Origin of the sequence: Lacinutrix mariniflava (genome assembly GCF_001418015.1) — a bacterium.
Taxonomy (GTDB): Bacteria; Bacteroidota; Bacteroidia; order Flavobacteriales; family Flavobacteriaceae; genus Lacinutrix; species Lacinutrix mariniflava.
The window spans coordinates 80,547-101,487 of sequence record NZ_LIQG01000023.1; the positions used below are offsets into that span (position 1 = coordinate 80,547).

The following is a 20,941-nucleotide window of genomic DNA, read 5'->3' on the forward strand; positions in this document are numbered from 1 at the left end:
TATACCTTTACACCAATGGAAAATAGCACACAAATATTTGGTTTAAGAGCAGTAATTGAAGCAATTAATGCAGGAGAGACAGTAGATAAAGTTTTTTTACAAAAAGGCCTTAAAGGCGAGTTGTTTAATGAACTTGAAGCTCTCTTGAGAAAAAAAGGCACAAATTCTTCTTATGTACCAGTAGAAAAATTAAACAGACTAACTAAAAACAACCATCAAGGTGTTGTAGCTCAAATATCACCAATCGCATTTCACGATTTAGATGCACTCGTTGAAAAAACGATTGAAAGTGGTGCCACTCCTCTATTTCTTCTATTAGATCAGATAAGTGATGTAAGAAATTTTGGAGCAATTATTAGAACTGCAGAGTGCACAGGCGTGCATGGAATAATAATACAAAAAAAAGGTGGTGCTCCAATAAATGGAGACACTATTAAAACCAGTGCTGGAGCTGTTTTTAAAGTACCAATTTGTAAGGTTGACCACATTAAAGATGCGATGTTTCACATGCAAGCTTGCGGCATAAAAGTTATTGCTGCTACAGAAAAAACGGATGATACTATTTTTGATGTTTCTTTTAACGAACCTTGCGCTATTATAATGGGAAGCGAAGGCCGTGGTATTAATCCTTCGGTATTAAAACTTGTAGATGCTAAAGCTAAATTACCTTTATTGGGAGAAATAGAATCGCTAAATGTTTCTGTTGCTTGTGGTGCTTTTCTATATGAAGCGGTAAGACAACGACTATAACCTACTCCTTATTTTCTTTAAAAATATAATTGATTTCTGAAATTTCTTTTGAAATTTCAGAAGTTTCTGTGAACCATTCATTTTCTGGTGGTAACTCTATAAAGTTACCACTTTCATCAAAATGCTTTAAAAATTCATCTTCTTCCTCATTATAATTTGCTTGTTCCCAAGCGTAACGTTTCGGCTTGGCTATTGCTTTCCTAAAAATTAAAGCAAATATAAAACCTGTTATTAAGCCTGCCGTATGTCCTTCCCAAGAAATTTGTTCATCTATAGGAAATGCGTACATAAACATACTTCCGTAAAGAAATACAACTACCAACGATAGCGCAATAAGTTTATAATGTCTAGCAAAAATGCCTTTAAAGAAGTTGAAGCTAAATAATACATAAATTAATCCGCTTGCTCCTATATGGTACGAAGGTCTTCCTATTAACCAGGTAATTAACCCTGACAATAAAATTCCATAAATTACGACCTTAAATGCGATAGGTTTATAAAAATAAAATAAAGCTGAAGACAAAACAAATAATGGAATGGTATTAGAATATAAGTGCTTTATTCCTGAATGAATAAATGGACTAAATATAATACCGCGTAAGCCTTTTAATGTTTGTGGATAAACTCCATATTTATTAAAACGCAAGCCAAATCGAATTTCTATCGCAAAAATTAACCAAATTAAAAGCACAAATAATAATGGATACATAAGCGTATCTCTACTAAATGTGAAAGGCTGTTCTTGTTTCTTCATATTAAAATAAGTATAGCAATTTATAATCCAATACTTAATATAGTGTTACAATGTCAGTTTAAGCAACCATTATCAACCTTATAATTATGGAATAAACCAATACGAATGCATAGAATTTGATTCTTAATAGTAAAAATCTTCATGCGGCCTTCAAAACTAATATTGCAAACTATGACCAAGAAACGCTCGACATAACACAAAAAAAAGTTTAATTTTACATTATGAATATTCCTTTAGCTGAAAGATTAAGACCTAAAACATTAACAGATTACGTTAGCCAAGCACATCTAGTGGGAGAAAACGGAACGTTAACCAAACAGATTAATCTAGGAATGATCGCTTCTATGATTTTTTGGGGACCACCTGGAATAGGAAAAACAACACTCGCTAATATTATTGCAGAAACTTCTGGCAGACCTTTTTACACATTAAGCGCTATTAGCTCTGGTGTTAAAGATGTGCGTGAAGTAATAGAGAAAGCTAAACAAAGTGGTGGGTTGTTTACGACCAAAAACCCAATTCTCTTTATAGATGAAATTCATAGATTTAGTAAGTCTCAACAAGATTCTCTATTACAAGCGGTAGAGAAAGGTTGGGTAACTTTAATTGGTGCTACAACTGAAAACCCAAGTTTTGAGGTTATTCCTGCATTATTGTCACGCTGTCAGGTTTATATATTGAAACCTTTTGAGAAAAAGGATTTAGAGGTGCTTTTAAAACGTGCAATAGAAACAGATATAGAAATATCTAAAAAGAATATAAAACTTAAAGAAACGGACGCACTGCTTCGTCTTTCGGGAGGTGATGCACGAAAATTGTTGAATATATTTGAGCTTATAGTAAGTTCTGAAGCTTCAGATAATTTAACAATTACCAATGAATTAGTTTTAGAGAAAGTACAAAACAACACTGTTCGCTATGATAAAACTGGAGAGCAACATTACGATATTGTTTCGGCTTTTATTAAATCGATTCGAGGCAGTGACCCAAATGCCGCTGTATATTATTTAGCACGTATGGTTGAAGGTGGTGAAGATGTTAAATTTATAGCAAGACGATTGTTAATTTTAGCTAGTGAAGATATTGGTAATGCCAATCCAACAGCATTAGTAATGGCTAATACCACATTTCAAGCCGTTTCAACCATTGGCTATCCAGAGTCTAAAATTATATTAAGTCAATGCGCAACATATTTAGCCTGTTCACCAAAAAGTAATGCTGCTTATATGGCTATTGGTAACGCTCAACAGTTAGTAAAGCAAACTGGCGATTTACCTGTGCCTTTAGCAATGCGAAATGCTCCTACAAAACTTATGCAAGAGATCGGTTATGGAGAAAACTATAAGTATTCTCATAACTACGAGAATAACTTCGCTTCCCAAGAGTTTTTACCTAAGGAAATAATAGACACTAAACTTTACGACCCAGGAAATAATGCTAGGGAAAATGCACAACGCGATTTTTTAAAAGCCCGTTGGAAAGAAAAATATGGTTATTAATTTTCTCTATCGACTTGATACTAAAACTTAATGTGTATTATTTTAGTTTGCAATTTTTGGTTTTGATAATATTCTAAAATCCAGTTTGCATCTAATTTATATAGTATTGCGTTTTCTCCTTCTACTAAATAAACATTAGACATTCCTGTTTCTTTAATTTTATAAAGTACCTCTGGTGTTTTATTAACCAATTGATATCCATTCTGGATTTTTTGAGCGTATAAAACATCTAAATTCTGTTTAATTTCTGAGATAGTAGACACGGCAACTGTTTCTTTAGCAACTTCGCTTACCTCACCAACTTCTTCCTGCTCTGTAACTTCTTCATTATCAACAACTTCCTTAAATTCAACAGGTTGCTTTATAACTGCTTCTTTTTCTTCTTTTAAAATTTTAATTTCCTCTTTTAAAATCTCAATTTCAGCTGCTTCATTGTTAACTTCCTTTACCTCATCGTTTACTACTACCGCATTTTTAAAATTATAACTATAATTAGCAGCTTCTATACTTGCAAAAGCGCTTCTTAAAGCTTGATTGTATGCCACTTTATAGTTTTTTTCTCTAGATTCACCAAGAGAGCTGGTGTGAATTATCTCGTTTTTACAATTTTTTAATTGTATCAATAATTTAGTTTTAAACATTGTAGACTCATCTAAAACATCTGCTTTTAAGGCAAGGCAATTATTTTTACCATAATCACTTGGTAAAGTTTCGTCTTCCATTAGAGCTTCAAAATTATATTTTTCGAATAAGTACTGTGTTAACGCATTTAATCGGTACTCATCTGCTTCTTTTAAAAACTCAAACTTATTTGGGACGATTACGTATTTATAATCGTTTAAACTTTGTTGTGCAGAAACTGAAGTTAACGCCACTATAGCAAGTAAAATTAAGACTGTTTTTTTCATAGTAATATTTATAAGTATTTCTTTAAATCAAGTAAATGCTTGACTTCTTTTATTTCGTTTTCTAAATCTACATTGTGGTAATTATAGCAAATTGCATCCATACCAATGTTTAAGGCTCCTAGAATATCTGCTTCATAATTATCACCAATCATTATGCCATATTCTTTGGTAATATTGGCCATCTTTAAAGCATGGTTAAAGACTTTTGGGTTTGGTTTTTTTACACCTACTGCCTCAGAACTAGTAACGGTATCAAAATAATGCGCAATATTAGATTTTTCTAATTTGCTTTGCTGCACTTCTTTAAATCCGTTAGTTATTATATGCAATTTGTATTTTGATTTCAAATAGTCAAGTATTTCTATTGTACCCTCAAAAACATGATTATAAGCCGTTAAATAGTCTATGTAATCTATTGACAATTGATTTATAACATTGTCCTCTACTATTATTTCTAAAGCATCGAAAGACTCTTTTAGCCTTCCGTAACGCAGATTACTTTTAGACACTTTCTCTTCTCTATATAATTTCCAGTATTTTAAATTTATTGGTCGATAGATTTCAGAAAAACGATCTAAATCAATAACAACATTATTCTTTTTAAAAATAATATCGAAAGTAAGCGCCGAGTTTTTATCAAAATCCCAAAGCGTGTGGTCTAAATCGAAAAAGACATCTGTTATTTTAGTTTTCATCTTTTGAATCTAATATAATATTAAAAAGTTCTTTATAATCTTTCCAAATTGTTGCAGTTCCAAAGGTATAATTATGAAACACAGAAACAAACTCACCATTCACCTTTTTGACCGCTCTAATTATTTGATTTAGATGCATTTTTTTATCTAGAGAAGATTGGTACTTTAGCAATGCATTGTCGAGTACGTGATACGTATTGATGCGTAAAGGTGTTTGTATTTCGTAATCCAAATCATAAAAGAAAAATGGTGTACATGTACCAGCTCTAAAACCAATTTGGTTAATATAACCCATTGTAAAATCTTCTGGAACTTCTAATTCTACAAGATTTCTATAAGATTCCGGTAAATTTAATTTAGAAAAAGATTGCCTAGATGCATATAAATCTTGATTAATAATCGCCTCCATTCTCAATTTTTCAGTTTTAAGAATTGCTAAATTATCTAACGCAAAGTAAGACGCTTTCAATCCAATTTTAGAGTAATCTCCTACTTCTTTTATAAGTGAAATAAATTTGCTTTTTTGAGCATTTATATTTTTATCGTATGTAGAAAAATCACCTATTAAAAAGAAAAATATAAATTTATCTTTAACTTGTTTTTGCTTATTTATAATGTATTTAAAAGTGTCGAACGGGTCATGCTGAAAACCAAAAATTACAGAATAGCGTTTGTAGATATTTGTTAATCTAATGCGAAATAAGTCACTAAACGTGCCTCCAATTGTGCGCATAATCCCTTTTAATTTGTAACTATAAGCGGACGGCACATCTATTACCGGCGTTATTTTGTAGTGACGTTCTGGAAATAGAAATTCTGGAAATTGTGCTTCTAGAGCTTTTCTAAATTTAAAGGCCCATATATCAACAACAGGTTCTCTTAAAAAACCGTTGTTATAAGCTAAACTTTCTTCGGCAGTAAACCGACCAAACTCATCTTTTACATGAGGTAAATACTCTTCGTAACGACTTAATAAATAAAAAGATGCTGCAAAAATATCGAATGGTAAGGCGCTTTGTTCTCCATTTGGAAAAAAGCATTTTGTTTCCTCCCAATCACTTACTTTAGTTTCTACATCGCTTAAACCTTGCTCGAATAATAGCTCTTGAGAACGGACAAAAAATTCCTTTCCTAAAGGCTGTCTTGAATACGACATTTTTAAGCTATCATGAGCAATAAAATCTTCGACTGTAGTAGTAAAACTCACTGGTATACCTAAAATTCGCGTACAAATTTGCTTAAATGTGTAGCGTAATCTAGGAGTGATTTTGTGAGTGTAAACTAATAACATAGGCAGTGGAAAATTCCGAAAGGCTAAAAATACCAAATTCAAAGTACAAATTACTGTTACAAATTGTAATTCTGATTTTATTAAAAGGACTTTCGTATTTTATTTGACCTTACTATAACTTGATACTTTAAGCTAAAGTATATTTTCATCTGCAAAACTAAAATACCCATTCTCTGTTATAATTAAATGATCAAGCACTTTAATATCTAAACTTTGTCCTGCTGTTTTTAATTTTAACGTCAGGTCTTTATCCGCTTGACTTGGCTTTAACGTTCCAGACGGATGGTTATGCGACAAAACAAGACCAACAGCTCCTACTTCTAAAGCTATTTTAAGCGCTAAACGTACATCGACCAAAGTGCCTGTTATGCCACCTTTACTCAATTGTTTTTTTTGAATAACCTTATTGGAGTTATTTAAATATAGAATCCAGAATTCTTCATGTGGCAACTCGCCTATTAAGGGTTGCATAAGCTCGAATACAGATTTGCTTGATGTTATTTTTTTACGCTCTAAAGCCTCTCCTCCTCTTCTTCTTCGTCCTAATTCTAGAGCCGCAACTATAGAAATAGCTTTTGCTTCTCCAATACCTTTAAACGTCATGAGTTGCTTAATGGATAATTTACCAAGTTCACTTAAATTATTCTCGGCACTAGCTAAAATACGTTTACATAAAGCAACAGCACTTTCTTCTCTGTTTCCAGATCCTATTAGTATGGCTACCAACTCAGCATCACTTAAAGTTGCTTTGCCTTTGTCTCGCAACTTTTCTCGAGGTTGATCGTCTTGAGACCAATTTTTTATGGAAAATGATGCGGATTTTTCTGTCATTTAGTAAATCTACATTTTTTTACCGACTTTATAATCAAGACTATACATTTTGAATCTTATAAATTTTAAAACTAATATTAAAGTCGTAAATTTCAATCTGAAACAATAGACTATATATTTTTTGAATTATCCACCAAAACATCATCAAGACAACGATAGAGATCATATAATAGAAGTGATTAAAACCTATCCTTTGGCTACTATCGTTTCAGTAAAAGATAACCAACCTCTAATTACACATTTACCGCTCATTCTAAATGAAGGCAAACTGGTTGGCCATATAGATATCTACAATCCACAAACCGAGTTATTAAAAGATAACAACGACGTAACCATTCTGTTTTACGGTCCGCAATGTTATATTTCACCAAGCATTTATAATACTGCGCAATTGCCAACCTGGAACTATATTCGTGTACACTTAAAAGGAAAAGTAAAAGCTTTAGAAAACACTCAAGCTTTAAAAGAATCGCTTATTGCAATGACTGAGTTTCTAGAAGCGCCTGACCATAAATATGTTTTGGATGCTAATAATCCAAGATTAGATGCCAACCTTAAGTACATTAAACTCTTTGAAATTGAAATTGATTCTTGGGAAGGTAAGTTTAAACTTTCTCAAGACAAACATCCAAAAGATATTAAAAACGCTAGAGCGGAATTGCTTCGTGCTAACCAAGAAAGTATTACGATGTTTTTAGATAGTGTGTTTGCGTAATACTATTGATTAGACTCATACATAGCTGTTGGAAACCTATCTTTTAACCTAGATAATTCTTTAGAAAATTCTTCATATTCTTTTTGACTATACATATGTCTAGGTTTAGAAATATCGAAACCAGACGTAGCATGTTTCTGTCTTACATTATGTACCGCTTTTAAATGAGCCGAGATTACAGTTATATAGTTTTGAAACGAGGTTTCACTGTTAACCTCTAATAAAAACAAAGTATTTGGATTAATTTCCTTTTCGAAAAATCTTACTAAATCATCTTCCTTTTCATTAAAACCAATACTATTAATAGTATCTTTTATTACTACGGGTATCGTTTTTTTATATTTTAAAATATCAACATCCACTTGTGGTCGAGATGGTATTGGTGGCGCTACCTGATAACCAAAATCAACTTTGTAATCCAATACAGACTTACTTAAAACGCTATTAAATCCTATTGATTGAAATCTATTCTGCTCAACATCTCTATCTATAACATTATATCTAACGGTTCTTAAACCTGTATAATAAACCTCTGCTTCAAACGCCTTAAGATGTTTTAATTTTAAATTTTTATTAGCACTTATTGAAATTAAAATTTGATACACTAATTCTTCAGGATAACTTGTACTTTCTATTGCTATAAATGAGCGAACTTCCTCCAGTTTTATTTTTCTTTCACCTTCAAAAATAATATTCAAATTATCGTTATCATCAGTAATCAACTTAAAATGAAGCATTGGATGGTTTCGGTAATAATGCCTATCAGAATCATGAAAAAACGATTTTGGCAAATCCATTATTGGATTATCAACTAAATAACTTTTATCTATCTCTTTATAATCAACAAGCTCTATTGTAGACAAACCAAATGCTAAACAAGATAAGATTAGAAAATGATAAAAAAGATAGAGCTGTTTCTTTCGTTTTATAACTCTCAATAAGGTTTTCCATGTTTCTAAATACATGACTAAAACTAATAGTATAAACGAAATATAGTATTCTGGAAAGAACTCAAAATCTAACATACTAACTGTCATTATTCCAAAAGACATCGCTATCTTCCCAAACCAAAACATAAAATTTAGATTTAAAAATACTTGCTCATTTAATATTCTTACTCTTTTAGTATTTCGTCTTGCACATATGCTTTGAGGTCTTCTAAACAGAAAACTTATGGCTACAGAATTGCCGAAAATTAAAGATAAATAAGCATAAAATAAATTAGAAAGCCATCTGCCATTCTCGGTGAATATTAGTGGTATAAACCCATAACTAAAAGATATAACTCTAAAGGTTTCTCTTATTATATAAAAAGCAGAGTAGATTGCAAATGAAGACAACAAGCCAATTACAATGCATAAAACTAACTTCCGCTTTGAAATGTCTTCAAACTTTATATAATTATCGAAAAAGAGTCTTTTAAATTGCATACTAGGTTAACTATACTTTATGAGTATAAAAACCAAGTGTAATGTTACACTTAATATATTGTTTGGTTACTAAATAAAATTAAATCATTATTAATTAAAGTCAATGTTATACTATCCATCTTACATAAATGAGTTAGAAAAAAATGTATTTTTACATATTATATAGCTGATACAAAAAATTAAAATCAGCTATAAGTTATGAATTAGAATAAACCTTGAGTATTAAAAAATTACCGCTATTAATTTCTAATTATTACAAAGAACAGACTACTCTATCTCTTTTAGAATGCGCCTTCCAAATAGGAGTTTTTAATTTGATGAGAATAAATGAAGAAAATAAATAAATTGGAATGACAGTGCTCGAACTATTTACTATATCGGTGAATATGGTGTTTTAAAATAAAAAAATGAAAGCTAAATTTTTTGTCCTACTAGTATCAATCTTATCTTTAGGGAGTTACTTATGCTTTACTCATTCTTTTAAACTTGGTCTTACTTCAGACTCTGTACAGTATATGTTTGTTGCAGAAAGTCTTTTAAATGGTGATGGATTTGTAGATGAAGATGGTATTTTTGTAAGTCATTGGCCACCGCTATATTCTATAATGCTTGCTTTATTTTCTAAAATAACTAGTACAACCGTTCAATTGGCGGGATGGTATTTAAATGCTTTTTTAATATTTAGTCTACCACTTATAACTTATAAAATAGTAAAGATTCTTGAATTAAAGTTCTTTTACAAAATCACATTACCCATTATTATTGTTACTTCTGCAGCAGTATTAAGGCATACTTACCTACTTAGTGAAGGTCTCTTTTTAAGTCTATTACTAATTATCCTTCTACTTTTCTTAAAGTTTATAAAACATGATAATATAAAATACTTAATAGGATCTGGTATTGTCTCTGGCTTGCTAATTTTAACAAGGTATGCTGGTATAGGTTTTATTACAGGTTGCTGTATTTACCTTCTCTTTATTCAGCCTAAGACTATTGGTTTTAAATTAAGGACTCTAATTATATACTCCCTTTGTACTGCTTCTTTATTTCTATTATGGCTACTTTACTCCTATGGAATGGATGCACCTAGAAACATTAGAGAATTTTATTTTCATCCTGTAAGTCTGCATCAGCTATTTCGTATTCTAAAAACTATAGCGCACTGGTTTGTTTCGCTTACATTCGTTAATGCCATTTTTTTAGTATTAATTATTGTAGGATTACTAAAGACACAAATTACCTTAATCCCGAGGTTAATAAAGAATAACATAGTTACTTATAAGCCTTATGTTCGCCTATTAACAACTTTAATAGTAAGTTACGTTCTATTTATAATTGTAGCATTATCATTTTTTGATTCTGAAATTCCAATTGGTAACCGTATTTTCTCTTGTGTTTTTCCATTAATTATATTATTAATTGCTCTAATTTTAAACTTTAAAATAGAATACAAGCAATTGAACTTGGTAGTATCTCTCAGCTTTATTTTTCTATTTTACCACTCGATAGACAACAACAAATCAATATGGAAAAATCATTATAATAACGGTTCTGGATATACTTCTTTAGCATGGAAAAACTCGGAGGTCTTACAGCACGCATTTCAAAATAATTTATTGGATGTTTATAGTAATGCTTATGGCGTTATGAGGTTACATAAAAATATAACGACCACTCTTGTTCCTGTTGCTAAAAGCGAACAGTTTACTCAGGATATTAGTTTTATGGCCAAAGAAGTAGCCTTGGGTAAAAGGGACATCCTACTTTTTAATAAAATGAATAGAGGCTATTTTGTCTCAAAGGAATTTTTATTAGATTACTTTAAAAACTACAACATATCTTATTTTAAAGATGGCATTATTATTAGCAAACCTTTAACAACAAATAATTTATAGAAAAAGCACGGTATTCGCTTAATTAACAACCTATTTAACAACCTCAATTAAAGTCTAAACCTCCATAATTAAAAGATTTTATTAATAGCAAATGCCATCTATTATCGAGAAAACTTTTAGCTGTTTCTAGTAATTGAATTTGTCAAAAAAATAGTCGAACTTCGTTTAACTTATGATATAAAACATCGTGCAATATTATAAAAAACCGATTGAATGACAATATTTCTTTGGATTTTAGGAATTATAATTCTAATAATTTTATCAATTTACTTATTGTATTTTGTTCCATTAAGGAAAACGGAAGATGAATTTGAATATGTACACGTAGAAGAAAATGGAACTATAAGAGAATTATCTAGAGAAGAAAAAGGTTACTTAAAAGAAACTTTTGAACCCGCAGATGGAGCTAGACCTTACATTAAATCTAGATATGAAAGTAAGACACCAGATGGAAAAATTCACGGTTTTATTCCGAGAAATAGAGTTCCCAAAAAAATAGAAATTATTGAACCGAAAATGGATGCCGAAACTTGGAAAAGAACTTGGATTTTAATGATTAAGGATTTGACAAATTTGGAATACCAAAAACGAACTTGGCTCGACCAAAATAATACAAATCCATATTATTCTTTCGTAGAATTTATGTGTTCATATTTTGACGATTTGGATTTATCAGATAATTACGAAAAGTCTATTAAAAAAGGATTAGTAACTCAAAAAGAATACGAATCAATTTCTGAATGGAATAGGCTACTTTCCGAATATGATTCACCGAACAATAATGACTATGACCATAAAGCAATTCTGAATGATAAAAAATGGATTAACATTGTCGAATTAGGAAAAGAATCCCTTGAGAATTTTAAACCTAATTTAAATAAATTTGAAAGAGGTTTACTAATATAAAAATAACCACGCATCTAACCTTATACACAAACCCGTTAAACGAACTGCACCCAAAACCCTACCCAATCAAAGCTTTCAAAGCCTCAAAATCCAAACCTCCATAATTACCACTACTCATTAAAAGCAACGCTTTATCATCAAAATTCTGAGAAAACAAAAAATCTTTAAATTCTTCTGGATTGGTATAAATAATTAAATCGTCTCGTTGGAAAGCGTTTGCTATTTGCTCATGCGTTACCTCCTCTAATTTTTTAATTTCTACAGCATGTGGAGAATAAAACACCACTGCAACATCTGCTGCATCTAAAGCGCCTTTATATTCTTTTAAAAACTCAGCATTTAAACTACTATAAGTATGTAATTCTAAACACGCTACTAAAGTTCGGTTTTCGTATTGTTCTTTAACCGCATTTGTAGTGGCTTCTACTTTACTTGGCGAATGTGCAAAATCTTTATAAGCAACACTGTTTTTGCTTTCAGCAATTTTCTCTAAACGTTTACTTGCGCCTTTAAATGTAGAAATAGCTTCGTAGAAATCGTCTTCATCGATTCCCATGTGTTGGCAAACCCATTTTGCGCCTGCAAGATTGTTAAGATTATGTTTTCCAAAGACTTCTATTGGCAAAGGACCTTCGGGAGTTTCTAACAATGTTTCACCATTTTCTACTGTGTATTCTGGTGTTTTATATGCGAGTTTTCTAATTTGATTTTCGCTAGCTTCCACTACTCTTTTTACCTCAGCATCTTCTTCGTTATAATTAATACTTCCGCCTTGCACTATCGAGTCTAAAAATATACTAAACTGCTCTACATAGTTCTCGTAGGTTGGAAACACATTAATATGATCCCAAGCAATACCACTTAATAACGCAATATTTGGTTTATAGAGATGAAATTTTGGTCGTCTGTCTATTGGTGAGCTTAAATACTCATCGCCTTCAAGAACAATAAAATCGTTGTCTTCGGTTAGTTTAACCATAACATCGAAACCTTCAAGTTGTGCACCAACCATATAATCGACATCGCGATCGTGATAATGCATAACATGCAGAATCATAGATGTTATAGTTGTTTTTCCATGGCTTCCACCAATAACAACTCTGGTTTTGTGTTTAGACTGTTCGTATAAAAACTCTGGATAACTGTAAATTTTTAAGCCTAATTCTTGTGCTTTTAACAGCTCAGGATTATCTTTTTTAGCATGCATACCTAAAACAATAGCGTCTAAATTAGACGTTACTTTCTCTGGAAACCAACCAAAAACTTCAGGCAATAAACCTTTAGCTTCTAATCTTGATTTTGAAGGTTCGAAAATAGTATCGTCACTTCCTGTTACTTGGTATCCTTTATTATGTAATGCTAATGCGAGATTGTGCATGGCACTACCTCCAATGGCTATAAAATGTACGTTCATAGAGTTGTTTAATGAAGTGTAAATATATGAATTGTAATACTAAATTTTAATGAAGTGTCAGGATTTCTGCGTTAGGGATGGAACAATTGTTGGAGCTCATCTCTGATAGCGACTTGTGACAGCGCGACCTTTAGGTAACGCCCAAAAATTAAAGATTATTTATGGTTTGCTTCTCGATTTTAAAAACGTCTATTTTAGGTAAATCTGCAATGGCTTTATCAATCCAGATTGTCGCTTCTTCCTTATTCTTTTTATGTGTATAAATTTGTGCTAATCTGTAATAAGCCCAAGCTTTTGGCACACCATCTTTTGCACTATAATTCTCTATATACACTTTTAGGCAAAACTCACCTTTTTCTAGTTGCACGTTATAATCTGCACACACTTTACCTATTTGATAATGCATAGCATTGCGCTTGTGTTTTACATGCGCTGCTTCGAGATTGGTTATAGCTTCTGTAGATTTTCCTTCTTTTTCGTAGAGCTTTGTCAGCTTATCGTAACAAGTAATAGAACCTCCTTCTTCTATGGCTTTTTTGTAGAATTTTTCGGCTAATTCTGGTTCGTCGTCATACTCGTAAATGTAACCTTTGGCTAAATAACCGTCTACTACAGATAGTTTCTCTAACTCGTTCGCATACTTAAAACTTTTACTTTTACTACCTCCAATAATACCTGGTAATTGCATGTATAATTCTACTAATGCCCAACGTGCATCTAAATGATTTGGATCGAGCTCTGCTGCTTTTAAAAAAGCAGTTTTAACATCTCCAATAATGCCTAAAGCTTTTAATTTACTAATGGTTAGCGCTTTCATACCCAAAGCACCTCCATATTTATAATGAAAATTGGCTTCGGTTGGTTTTGCTTCTACTAACTGCTTATAATATGTTATGGCTTCGTCCCATTTTTTCTGATGTCCATAGGCATCTCCTAATAATTCGGAAGCTTGCAAATTATTTGGATTTTCTTCTATGTATGCAATTAGGATTGTTTCTGCCTTAGCGAATTTTTTATTTTTAATTAAGGTTTCAGCATCAACAAGGCTTGATTGCCCTACTAATAATAAAGGTAGAAATAGGATAACGAGAAGTGCTTTATTCATAATAACTTTAAGTTAATGCTAAAATAATAATCTATTGGTATTGTTTTTGATTTTCACAAGGAAAATAAAAGCTTTACTTTTAATATTGCTTAGTTCACTCATTCAAACGCTAGTGTTACGCATTTAGTGTTTTCTAGATGATACTTTGCAAGTATATTGCTTAAAAAACCGATTAAAATGAACAAATTAGTTACTCTATTAATGATTATTCTCTTTGCCAATACTGCTTTCTCTCAAACCAACAACTATTCCAAATTATGGAGTGAGGTTGAAAATTTTGAGGTTGACGGTTTGCCAAAATCTGCGTTAAAAGCTTTAGAGAAAATTGAAGTTAAGGCTAAAGCCGAAAATAATTCTCCGCAACTTATTAAAATAATGTTGTTTAAAAGCAAGTTCATGCTTACGCTTGAAGAAGATGCACAACTTAATATTATTGATGCTTTTAAAGCCGAAATAAAAATAAGCAAAGCACCAACTAAAAATGTTTTAGAGAATGTTTTGGCAACTTTATATTGGCAATATTTTCAGCAAAATAGATATAAATTTTATAACAGAACGAAAACAAACGATAAAGTAGATGTTACCGATTTTAGAACTTGGGATTTAGAAACGCTGTTTGAGGAAGTGCATTTACAGTACAAAAATTCGCTTGATAATGGATTAATTTTACAACAAACCCATTTAAAGGATTTTGATGTTATTATTAACAAACAAAAAGATTCGAAAATTTACAGACCAAGTTTATTCGATTTTCTAGCACACAACGCACTAATTTTCTATAAGCATCAAGAAAGCCGAATTACAAGACCTGCTTATAAATTTATTATTGATGATGCTCGTTATTTATCAGCTTCAGATGCCTTTGCTAATTTAAACATAGTTTCTAAAGACACGTCTTCTTTAGAACTAAACGCTTTAAACTTATACAAGGAGCTTATAAAATTTCATTTAAATGACAAAGAACCTTATGCTTTAGCAGATGTTAATATTGAGCGTTTAAAATTTGTAGAGCAATATGGTACTTTTAGTGATAGCGACAATCTTTATATTTCTGCTCTTAATGCCGAAATTGAAAAACACAAAACACACGAGGTTTCTGCATTATATAGTTTTCAAATGGCTTCTAATTATAATAAGCAAGGCTCGTCTTACAACCCTGAAACTAATACAGATGTGAGATGGAAAATTAAAGAAGCGATTGCCATTTGCGATTTTGCTATTTCTAAATTCCCTAAAAGCAAAGGAGCAGAACAATGTGGCGTGTTGAAGCAGCACATGGAAAACCCAAGTTTGCAAATAACCACAGAAAGTATACTTCCTATTCAAACCGAAGCGCGTCTTTTAGTAACTTATAAAGCATTAGATGCTATTAATCTTGCAGCATATAAATTAACAGAAAGACAATATAAAGACTTTATAAAAATATCTAGAAACAACGAACAAGAAACGTTTATAAAAGAACTAGATGCTGTAAAGAACTGGGATGCTTCACTTAAAAACGAAAAAGACTACCAGAGACATGCTGCAGAGATCTTGCTACCCAAGCTAGATAATGGCCGTTATATTATTACTGCTAATACTTCAGCTTTAAATGAAAACTTCAAGGCGCTTACATTGGTACAAATTACCAATATTGCAATGTTAGAATATGACGATTCAGAAAATAAACATTTGCAATTTATTGATAGAAATAATGGCGAGCCTATTGCTAATGCAAAAGTTAAACTTGAATATACTTATAGAAATGAAAAGGTAGAAACGGTAAATACGACCACAGACTCGAATGGAAAATTATCCATTACTAAATCTAGTAAGAGACGTAATAGTGCTAATGTGACAATTGAAACTACAAATGATGTAGCCCACTACTCGAATCTATATATAAATAATTATTATAGAGATTACAATCAAGACGATAAACCAAGATATAGCACTTTTGTTTTTACAGACCGAAGTATTTACAGACCAGGACAAACCGTCTTTTTTAAAGGTATTTCTATGAAAACTGAAGATAATAAATCTGAAGTTTTAGAAAACCAAAACATAAAAGCTGTATTATATAATGTTAACGGAGAAACGGTAAAAGAACTCGATTTAAAAACAAACGACTATGGATCTGTTGCTGGAGAATTTATACTCCCAGAAGGCGGATTGACAGGTGATTTTTCAATTCGTTTAACTGGTAAAAACTCGCATAGTGGCTATACAAATATTCAAGTTGAAGAATATAAACGTCCTAAATTCGAAACCAACTTTAAGCCAATAACTGAAACCATAAAAGTTAACGATAGTGTAAAAGTAACTGGTGAAGCTTTAGCTTTTGCAGGCTCAACTATTAGTGATGCAAAAGTAGTATACCGTGTAAAGCGTAATGTGCAATATCCACGTTGGTACTATTGGAGAAGACCTAATAATACTAGAGATCAAGGTCAAGAAATTACACAAGGTGAAACCACTACAGATGCATCTGGAAATTACGAGATTACCTTTAAAGCTATTCCAGATGAAAGTGTAGACAAAACAAGTTTACCTATTTTTAATTACGAAATTACTGCCGACGTTACAGATATTAATGGCGAAACACGCAGCGCAACAACTATTGTAAATGTTGGTTATCATGCTTTAACTGCAACTATTGGTATTGATAATAATTTAGACAAAACCAATAAAGACCATAAAATAACTATAGACACAAAAAACTTAAATGGGGAATTTGTGGCTGCTAAAGGCACACTTAAAATTTACAAGTTAAAAGCGCCAAATAATGTATTACGTCCAAGACCTTGGAATGCTCCAGATTATCAAAACTTTACAGAAGCCGACTTTAAAAACCGTTTCCCAAATGAAGCGTACACAAACGAACACCAAACGGAAAACTGGAAAAAAGGCAAATTGGTTTTCGATAAAAAATTCGACACCGAAAAGTCTAAACACCTAGACTTAGGTAACATTAAAAAATGGCAATCTGGAGAATATATTGTAATTCTTGAAACCAAAGATAAGTTTGATCAAGATGTAAAAGATGAAGCTAAAACCAGATTATTTAGTGACAAAGACGAACTATTAGCGGACAATCAATTATTTAGTATTACAACAGACAAAGAGCAATACACAACTAACGACACAGTAGAAATAAGCTTAGCAACTGCAGCAGATAATATTTGGGTTACTGTAGATATTGAAAAGGATCAAAAAATTATTAAAACTGAAATTACAAAATTAAACGGAAACAGAAAAACCATTCGTATTCCAATAAGCACAAAAGATCTCGGTGGTTTTGTGGTACATTATAGCTTTGCGGCTTTTAATAGTTTTCATACCAATACAGTTAAAATAAACGTGCCTTATCCTAAAACAGATTTAGAGATTGAAACACTAACCTTTAGAGATAAGCTACAACCAGGAACAGACGAAACTTGGAAATTTAAAATTAAAGGTCCAAAAGGAGATAAAATCGCTGCTGAACTTTTAGCAAGCATGTACGATGCTTCTTTAGACGAATTTAAAACTCACAACTGGAGTTTTAATCCTATTAATCGTGCTACCTACTACTCTAGGTTTAGACGTAATGCTAATAAGAGTTTTGGTAATACAGGATTTAATGTGAATAGACATGTTTCTTTTAAGAACTATTCACCAACTCAGCAATATGATCAATTAAATTGGTTTGGTTTTAGTTTGAATAACCAATGGAAATACCAGCAGTATTTGCAAAAACTAAGACAAAAACAAACTATTGGTACTTATGATAAAGACTTAAAAGCTGGGATAATTGTAGGTTATGTTTATGACAGTGATAATCTACCAGTTACAGGAGCAAAAGTACTTGTTAATAATGAGAGTGTAATTACAGATTTTGATGGTTATTTTTCAATAAAAGCTAAAATTGGGGATAAAATTATTATAAAGTATATAGATACTAATACCTATATTACTTTAGACATGAACAATTCATTAAAAATTTATATAAATCAAGATGAAAGCAAATTAGAAGAAGTTGTTATTTCTGCAATGGGCATTGAAAGAAGTGCAAAAAGTTTAGCTTATAGTACAGAAACTTTGAAAAAGTCTGCTCCTTCCCTAGAGGCTGATGTTGAAGGAGATGCTAAAATTATTTTACGTGGATATAATTCAATTACTGAAAGCAACAAAGCACTTATAGTTATTGATGGTATAATTTCTACGAGTGAAATGTTAAACGAGTTAAACATAAAAAGTATAATTTCATCAAATTTCTTAAAAGAACCTGAAGCAACAGCGCTATATGGAGCTAAAGGAACAAATGGTGCTATAATTATTATTACTAACAAAAACAATGCTAGCGCAAATTTTGACGACGTCAAAATCCGTAAAAACCTTCAAGAAACTGCGTTTTTCTTTCCACAATTGCAAACAGATGAATCTGGTAGTGTGTCTTTTAGTTTTACAACTCCAGAAGCTTTAACCAAATGGAAATTACAATTACTTGCGCATACTAAAACTTTAGAAAATGCAACAACATCGCTTACAACAGTAACACAAAAAGAATTAATGGTGTTGCCAAACGTGCCACGTTTTTTACGTCAAGGCGATCAAATAAAAATTTCAACTAAAATTTCTAATCTTACTAAAAAGGAATTAAAAGGTGTTGCAGTGCTTCAGTTGTTCGATGCTTTAACAGGAGAATCCATAGATAATGAATTATCAAATTCATATAACGAATTAGGCTTCACAGTTGACGCTAAAGGCAACACAAGTGTAACATGGAATTTAGATGTTACAGATAATGTTCAAGCCGTTCAATATAAGATAATAGCAAAATCTGGAAGTTATAGCGATGGTGAACAAAATGCATTACCTGTTTTAACCAACAGAATGTTAGTAACAGAGAGTTTACCAATGTGGATTAGAAGTAATCAAACTAAAACATTCACTTTAGATAAATTAAAAGACAACACCTCAACAACACTTAAAAACCATAAACTAACCTTAGAAATAACGAGTAATCCAGCTTGGTATGCAGTACAAGCATTACCATATTTAATGGAATATCCTTATGAGTGTAACGAGCAAACCTTCTCGCGTTTCTATGCTAATGCATTGGCTAGCCATATTGCAAACTCAAATCCTAGAATTCAAGAGGTTTTTAACCAATGGAAAAACACAGATGCTTTATTAAGTAACCTTGAAAAAAACCAAGAATTAAAATCTATTTTAATTCAAGAAACACCTTGGTTACGAGATGCACAAAGTGAAACGGAACAGAAAAAACGTATTGCGTTGTTATTCGATTTAAACAAAATGAATAACGAATTATCTAAAGCTAAAAAGAAACTAAAGCAAAATCAAATGTCTAGTGGTGCATGGTCTTGGTTTGGAGATTACAGACCAAATAGATACATCACACAACATATTATTACAGGTTTTGGACATCTTGACAAGCTAAATGTCGTCCAAAGCGATAGCGAAGCTTCTATGATTAATAAAGCTTTAAAATATCTTGATGCTGAATTCATAAAAGAATACAAAGACATTAGAAAATACGACAAAGATGCAGACTTAAATACTGATAGACTAAGCTATACACAATTACACTATTTATACATGCGTAGCTTCTTTCCTGAAAAAAAGCCAAACAAAGATGTTAGCGAGATTATGGATTATTACCATTCTCAAATTAAAACCTATTGGCTAAAAAGACCATTATACGCAAAAGGTATGATGGCTTTGGTTGCACATAGAAATAAAGATGAAGTAACCACCGCTAAAATTTTAAACTCGTTAAAAGAAACAAGTATTACTAGCGAAGAATTAGGCATGTATTGGAAAGCAAATACCAATTCTTGGTATTGGTATCAAGCACCTATTGAAACGCAAGCATTAATGATTGAAGCGTTTTCTGAAGCTGGAACTACTATTCAAAGCGAAGCACAAAACACTAGTACAATAGATGAACTTAAAATTTGGTTACTTAAAAACAAGCAAACCAACCGTTGGAAAACTACTAAAGCTACAACAGATGCAGTCTATGCTTTACTGCTACAAGGAAGCGATTGGTTAAGTGTTACAGATATGGTAGAAGTTATTGTTGGCAACAAACCTATTGAGCCTTCCAAATTGGAGGCTGTAAAAGTAGAAGCTGGAACTGGATATTATAAAACCAGTTGGTCTGGTTCTGAAATTACTCCTGAAATGGCAGATGTAAAAATTACTAAAAAAGGAAATGGTATTGCTTGGGGAAGTTTATACTGGCAATATTTCGAGGATTTGGATAAAATTACCTCGGCAGAAACACCTTTAAAATTGAAGAAAAAACTCTTCAAAAAAACAAATACAGATAAAGGTGAAGTAATAACAGATATTACAAAAGACACCAAACTTGAAGTTGGAGATTTAGTAAGAGTGCGTATAGAATTAAGAAGTGATCGTGCTATGGAATTTGTACACATGAAAGATATGCGAGCTGCAGGTTTAGAACCTGTAAATGTTATCTCGAAATACAAATATCAAGATGGTTTAGGATATTATGAAGCAACAAAAGATGCTTCAACAAATTTCTTTTTCGATTATTTACCAAAAGGTATTTATGTTTTTGAATACGATTTACGTGTTAGCAATGCAGGAAATATGAGTAATGGTATTACAACAATACAAAGTATGTATGCTCCAGAGTTTAGTAGCCATAGTGAAGGTACTAGGATTATCGTTGAATAAAACTAACAGCTTTTTTTAACTTGTACTTTTAAGTTTATAAAACAAAAAACCTCGC

General features: G+C 31.6%; 14 protein-coding genes. 6 read left to right on the forward strand and 8 right to left on the reverse strand.

All coding sequences use genetic code 11. The annotated features are described in order from the left end of the window. The first annotated feature begins 15 nt into the window (after positions 1-15). Entirely contained in the window at positions 16-750 is a 735-nt protein-coding gene (gene rlmB / locus ASC44_RS06160; RefSeq protein WP_055446741.1) for a 23S rRNA (guanosine(2251)-2'-O)-methyltransferase RlmB, read from the forward strand. A 1-nt stretch (position 751) separates the two neighbouring features. Here rlmB and ASC44_RS06165 read toward each other — a convergent pair whose 3' ends face one another. Beyond that, positions 752-1,504 (reverse strand): rhomboid family intramembrane serine protease, encoded by a 753-nt coding sequence (locus ASC44_RS06165; protein ID WP_055446742.1) that lies wholly within the window; start codon positions 1,502-1,504, stop codon positions 752-754. 221 nt (positions 1,505-1,725) lie between these two features. On the opposite strand from ASC44_RS06165, the gene ASC44_RS06170 reads away from it, so the two are divergent. Continuing rightward, positions 1,726-3,003: a replication-associated recombination protein A gene (locus ASC44_RS06170; protein ID WP_055446743.1), complete on the forward strand. Its 1,278-nt coding sequence runs from the start codon at positions 1,726-1,728 to the stop codon at positions 3,001-3,003. A gap of 20 nt (positions 3,004-3,023) precedes the next feature. On the opposite strand, the gene ASC44_RS06175 is transcribed toward ASC44_RS06170, so the two are convergent. From ASC44_RS06175 to radC, 4 genes are all read right to left on the reverse strand, one after another. Then, positions 3,024-3,911 carry a DUF5320 domain-containing protein gene (locus tag ASC44_RS06175; protein WP_055446744.1) on the reverse strand — a complete coding sequence of 296 codons (888 nt, stop codon included), beginning with the start codon at positions 3,909-3,911 and terminating at the stop codon, positions 3,024-3,026. An 8-nt stretch (positions 3,912-3,919) separates the two neighbouring features. Further along, complete coding sequence (locus tag ASC44_RS06180; protein WP_055446745.1) at positions 3,920-4,606, reverse strand: YjjG family noncanonical pyrimidine nucleotidase; 687 nt, start codon at positions 4,604-4,606, stop codon at positions 3,920-3,922. After that, positions 4,596-5,897, reverse strand: a complete 1,302-nt coding sequence (locus ASC44_RS06185) for a polysaccharide deacetylase family protein (RefSeq protein WP_055446746.1) — start codon at positions 5,895-5,897, stop codon at positions 4,596-4,598. Before ASC44_RS06185 ends, ASC44_RS06180 begins: the two co-directional genes overlap by 11 nt. A gap of 132 nt (positions 5,898-6,029) precedes the next feature. After that, on the reverse strand, positions 6,030-6,728 hold the full coding sequence (gene radC, locus ASC44_RS06190) for a RadC family protein (protein ID WP_055446747.1): 699 nt from the start codon (positions 6,726-6,728) through the stop codon (positions 6,030-6,032). Positions 6,729-6,849: 121 nt separating this feature from the next. Here radC and ASC44_RS06195 point away from each other — a divergent pair, with 121 nt between their 5' ends. Further along, positions 6,850-7,443, forward strand: coding sequence for an FMN-binding negative transcriptional regulator (locus ASC44_RS06195; protein WP_055446748.1), 594 nt, complete (start codon positions 6,850-6,852; stop codon positions 7,441-7,443). Between the two features lie 2 nt (positions 7,444-7,445). Here ASC44_RS06195 and ASC44_RS06200 read toward each other — a convergent pair whose 3' ends face one another. Continuing rightward, on the reverse strand, positions 7,446-8,873 hold the full coding sequence (locus ASC44_RS06200) for a hypothetical protein (protein WP_055446749.1): 1,428 nt from the start codon (positions 8,871-8,873) through the stop codon (positions 7,446-7,448). A 407-nt stretch (positions 8,874-9,280) separates the two neighbouring features. On the opposite strand from ASC44_RS06200, the gene ASC44_RS06205 reads away from it, so the two are divergent. Continuing rightward, a complete protein-coding gene (locus ASC44_RS06205) occupies positions 9,281-10,768 on the forward strand; it encodes a glycosyltransferase family 39 protein (RefSeq protein ID WP_055446750.1) in 1,488 nt (495 codons plus the stop codon). Between the two features lie 213 nt (positions 10,769-10,981). Continuing rightward, on the forward strand, positions 10,982-11,674 hold the full coding sequence (locus tag ASC44_RS06210) for an RNA-binding protein (RefSeq protein ID WP_055446751.1): 693 nt from the start codon (positions 10,982-10,984) through the stop codon (positions 11,672-11,674). Between the two features lie 58 nt (positions 11,675-11,732). Here ASC44_RS06210 and ASC44_RS06215 read toward each other — a convergent pair whose 3' ends face one another. Both ASC44_RS06215 and ASC44_RS06220 read right to left on the reverse strand, forming a co-directional pair. After that, positions 11,733-13,088: a UDP-N-acetylmuramate--L-alanine ligase gene (locus ASC44_RS06215; protein WP_055446752.1), complete on the reverse strand. Its 1,356-nt coding sequence runs from the start codon at positions 13,086-13,088 to the stop codon at positions 11,733-11,735. Between the two features lie 148 nt (positions 13,089-13,236). Next, entirely contained in the window at positions 13,237-14,193 is a 957-nt protein-coding gene (locus ASC44_RS06220) for a tetratricopeptide repeat protein (protein WP_055446753.1), read from the reverse strand. Positions 14,194-14,370: 177 nt separating this feature from the next. Here ASC44_RS06220 and ASC44_RS06225 point away from each other — a divergent pair, with 177 nt between their 5' ends. Next, a complete protein-coding gene (locus ASC44_RS06225; RefSeq protein WP_055446754.1) occupies positions 14,371-20,886 on the forward strand; it encodes an alpha-2-macroglobulin family protein in 6,516 nt (2,171 codons plus the stop codon). Positions 20,887-20,941 lie beyond the last annotated feature (55 nt).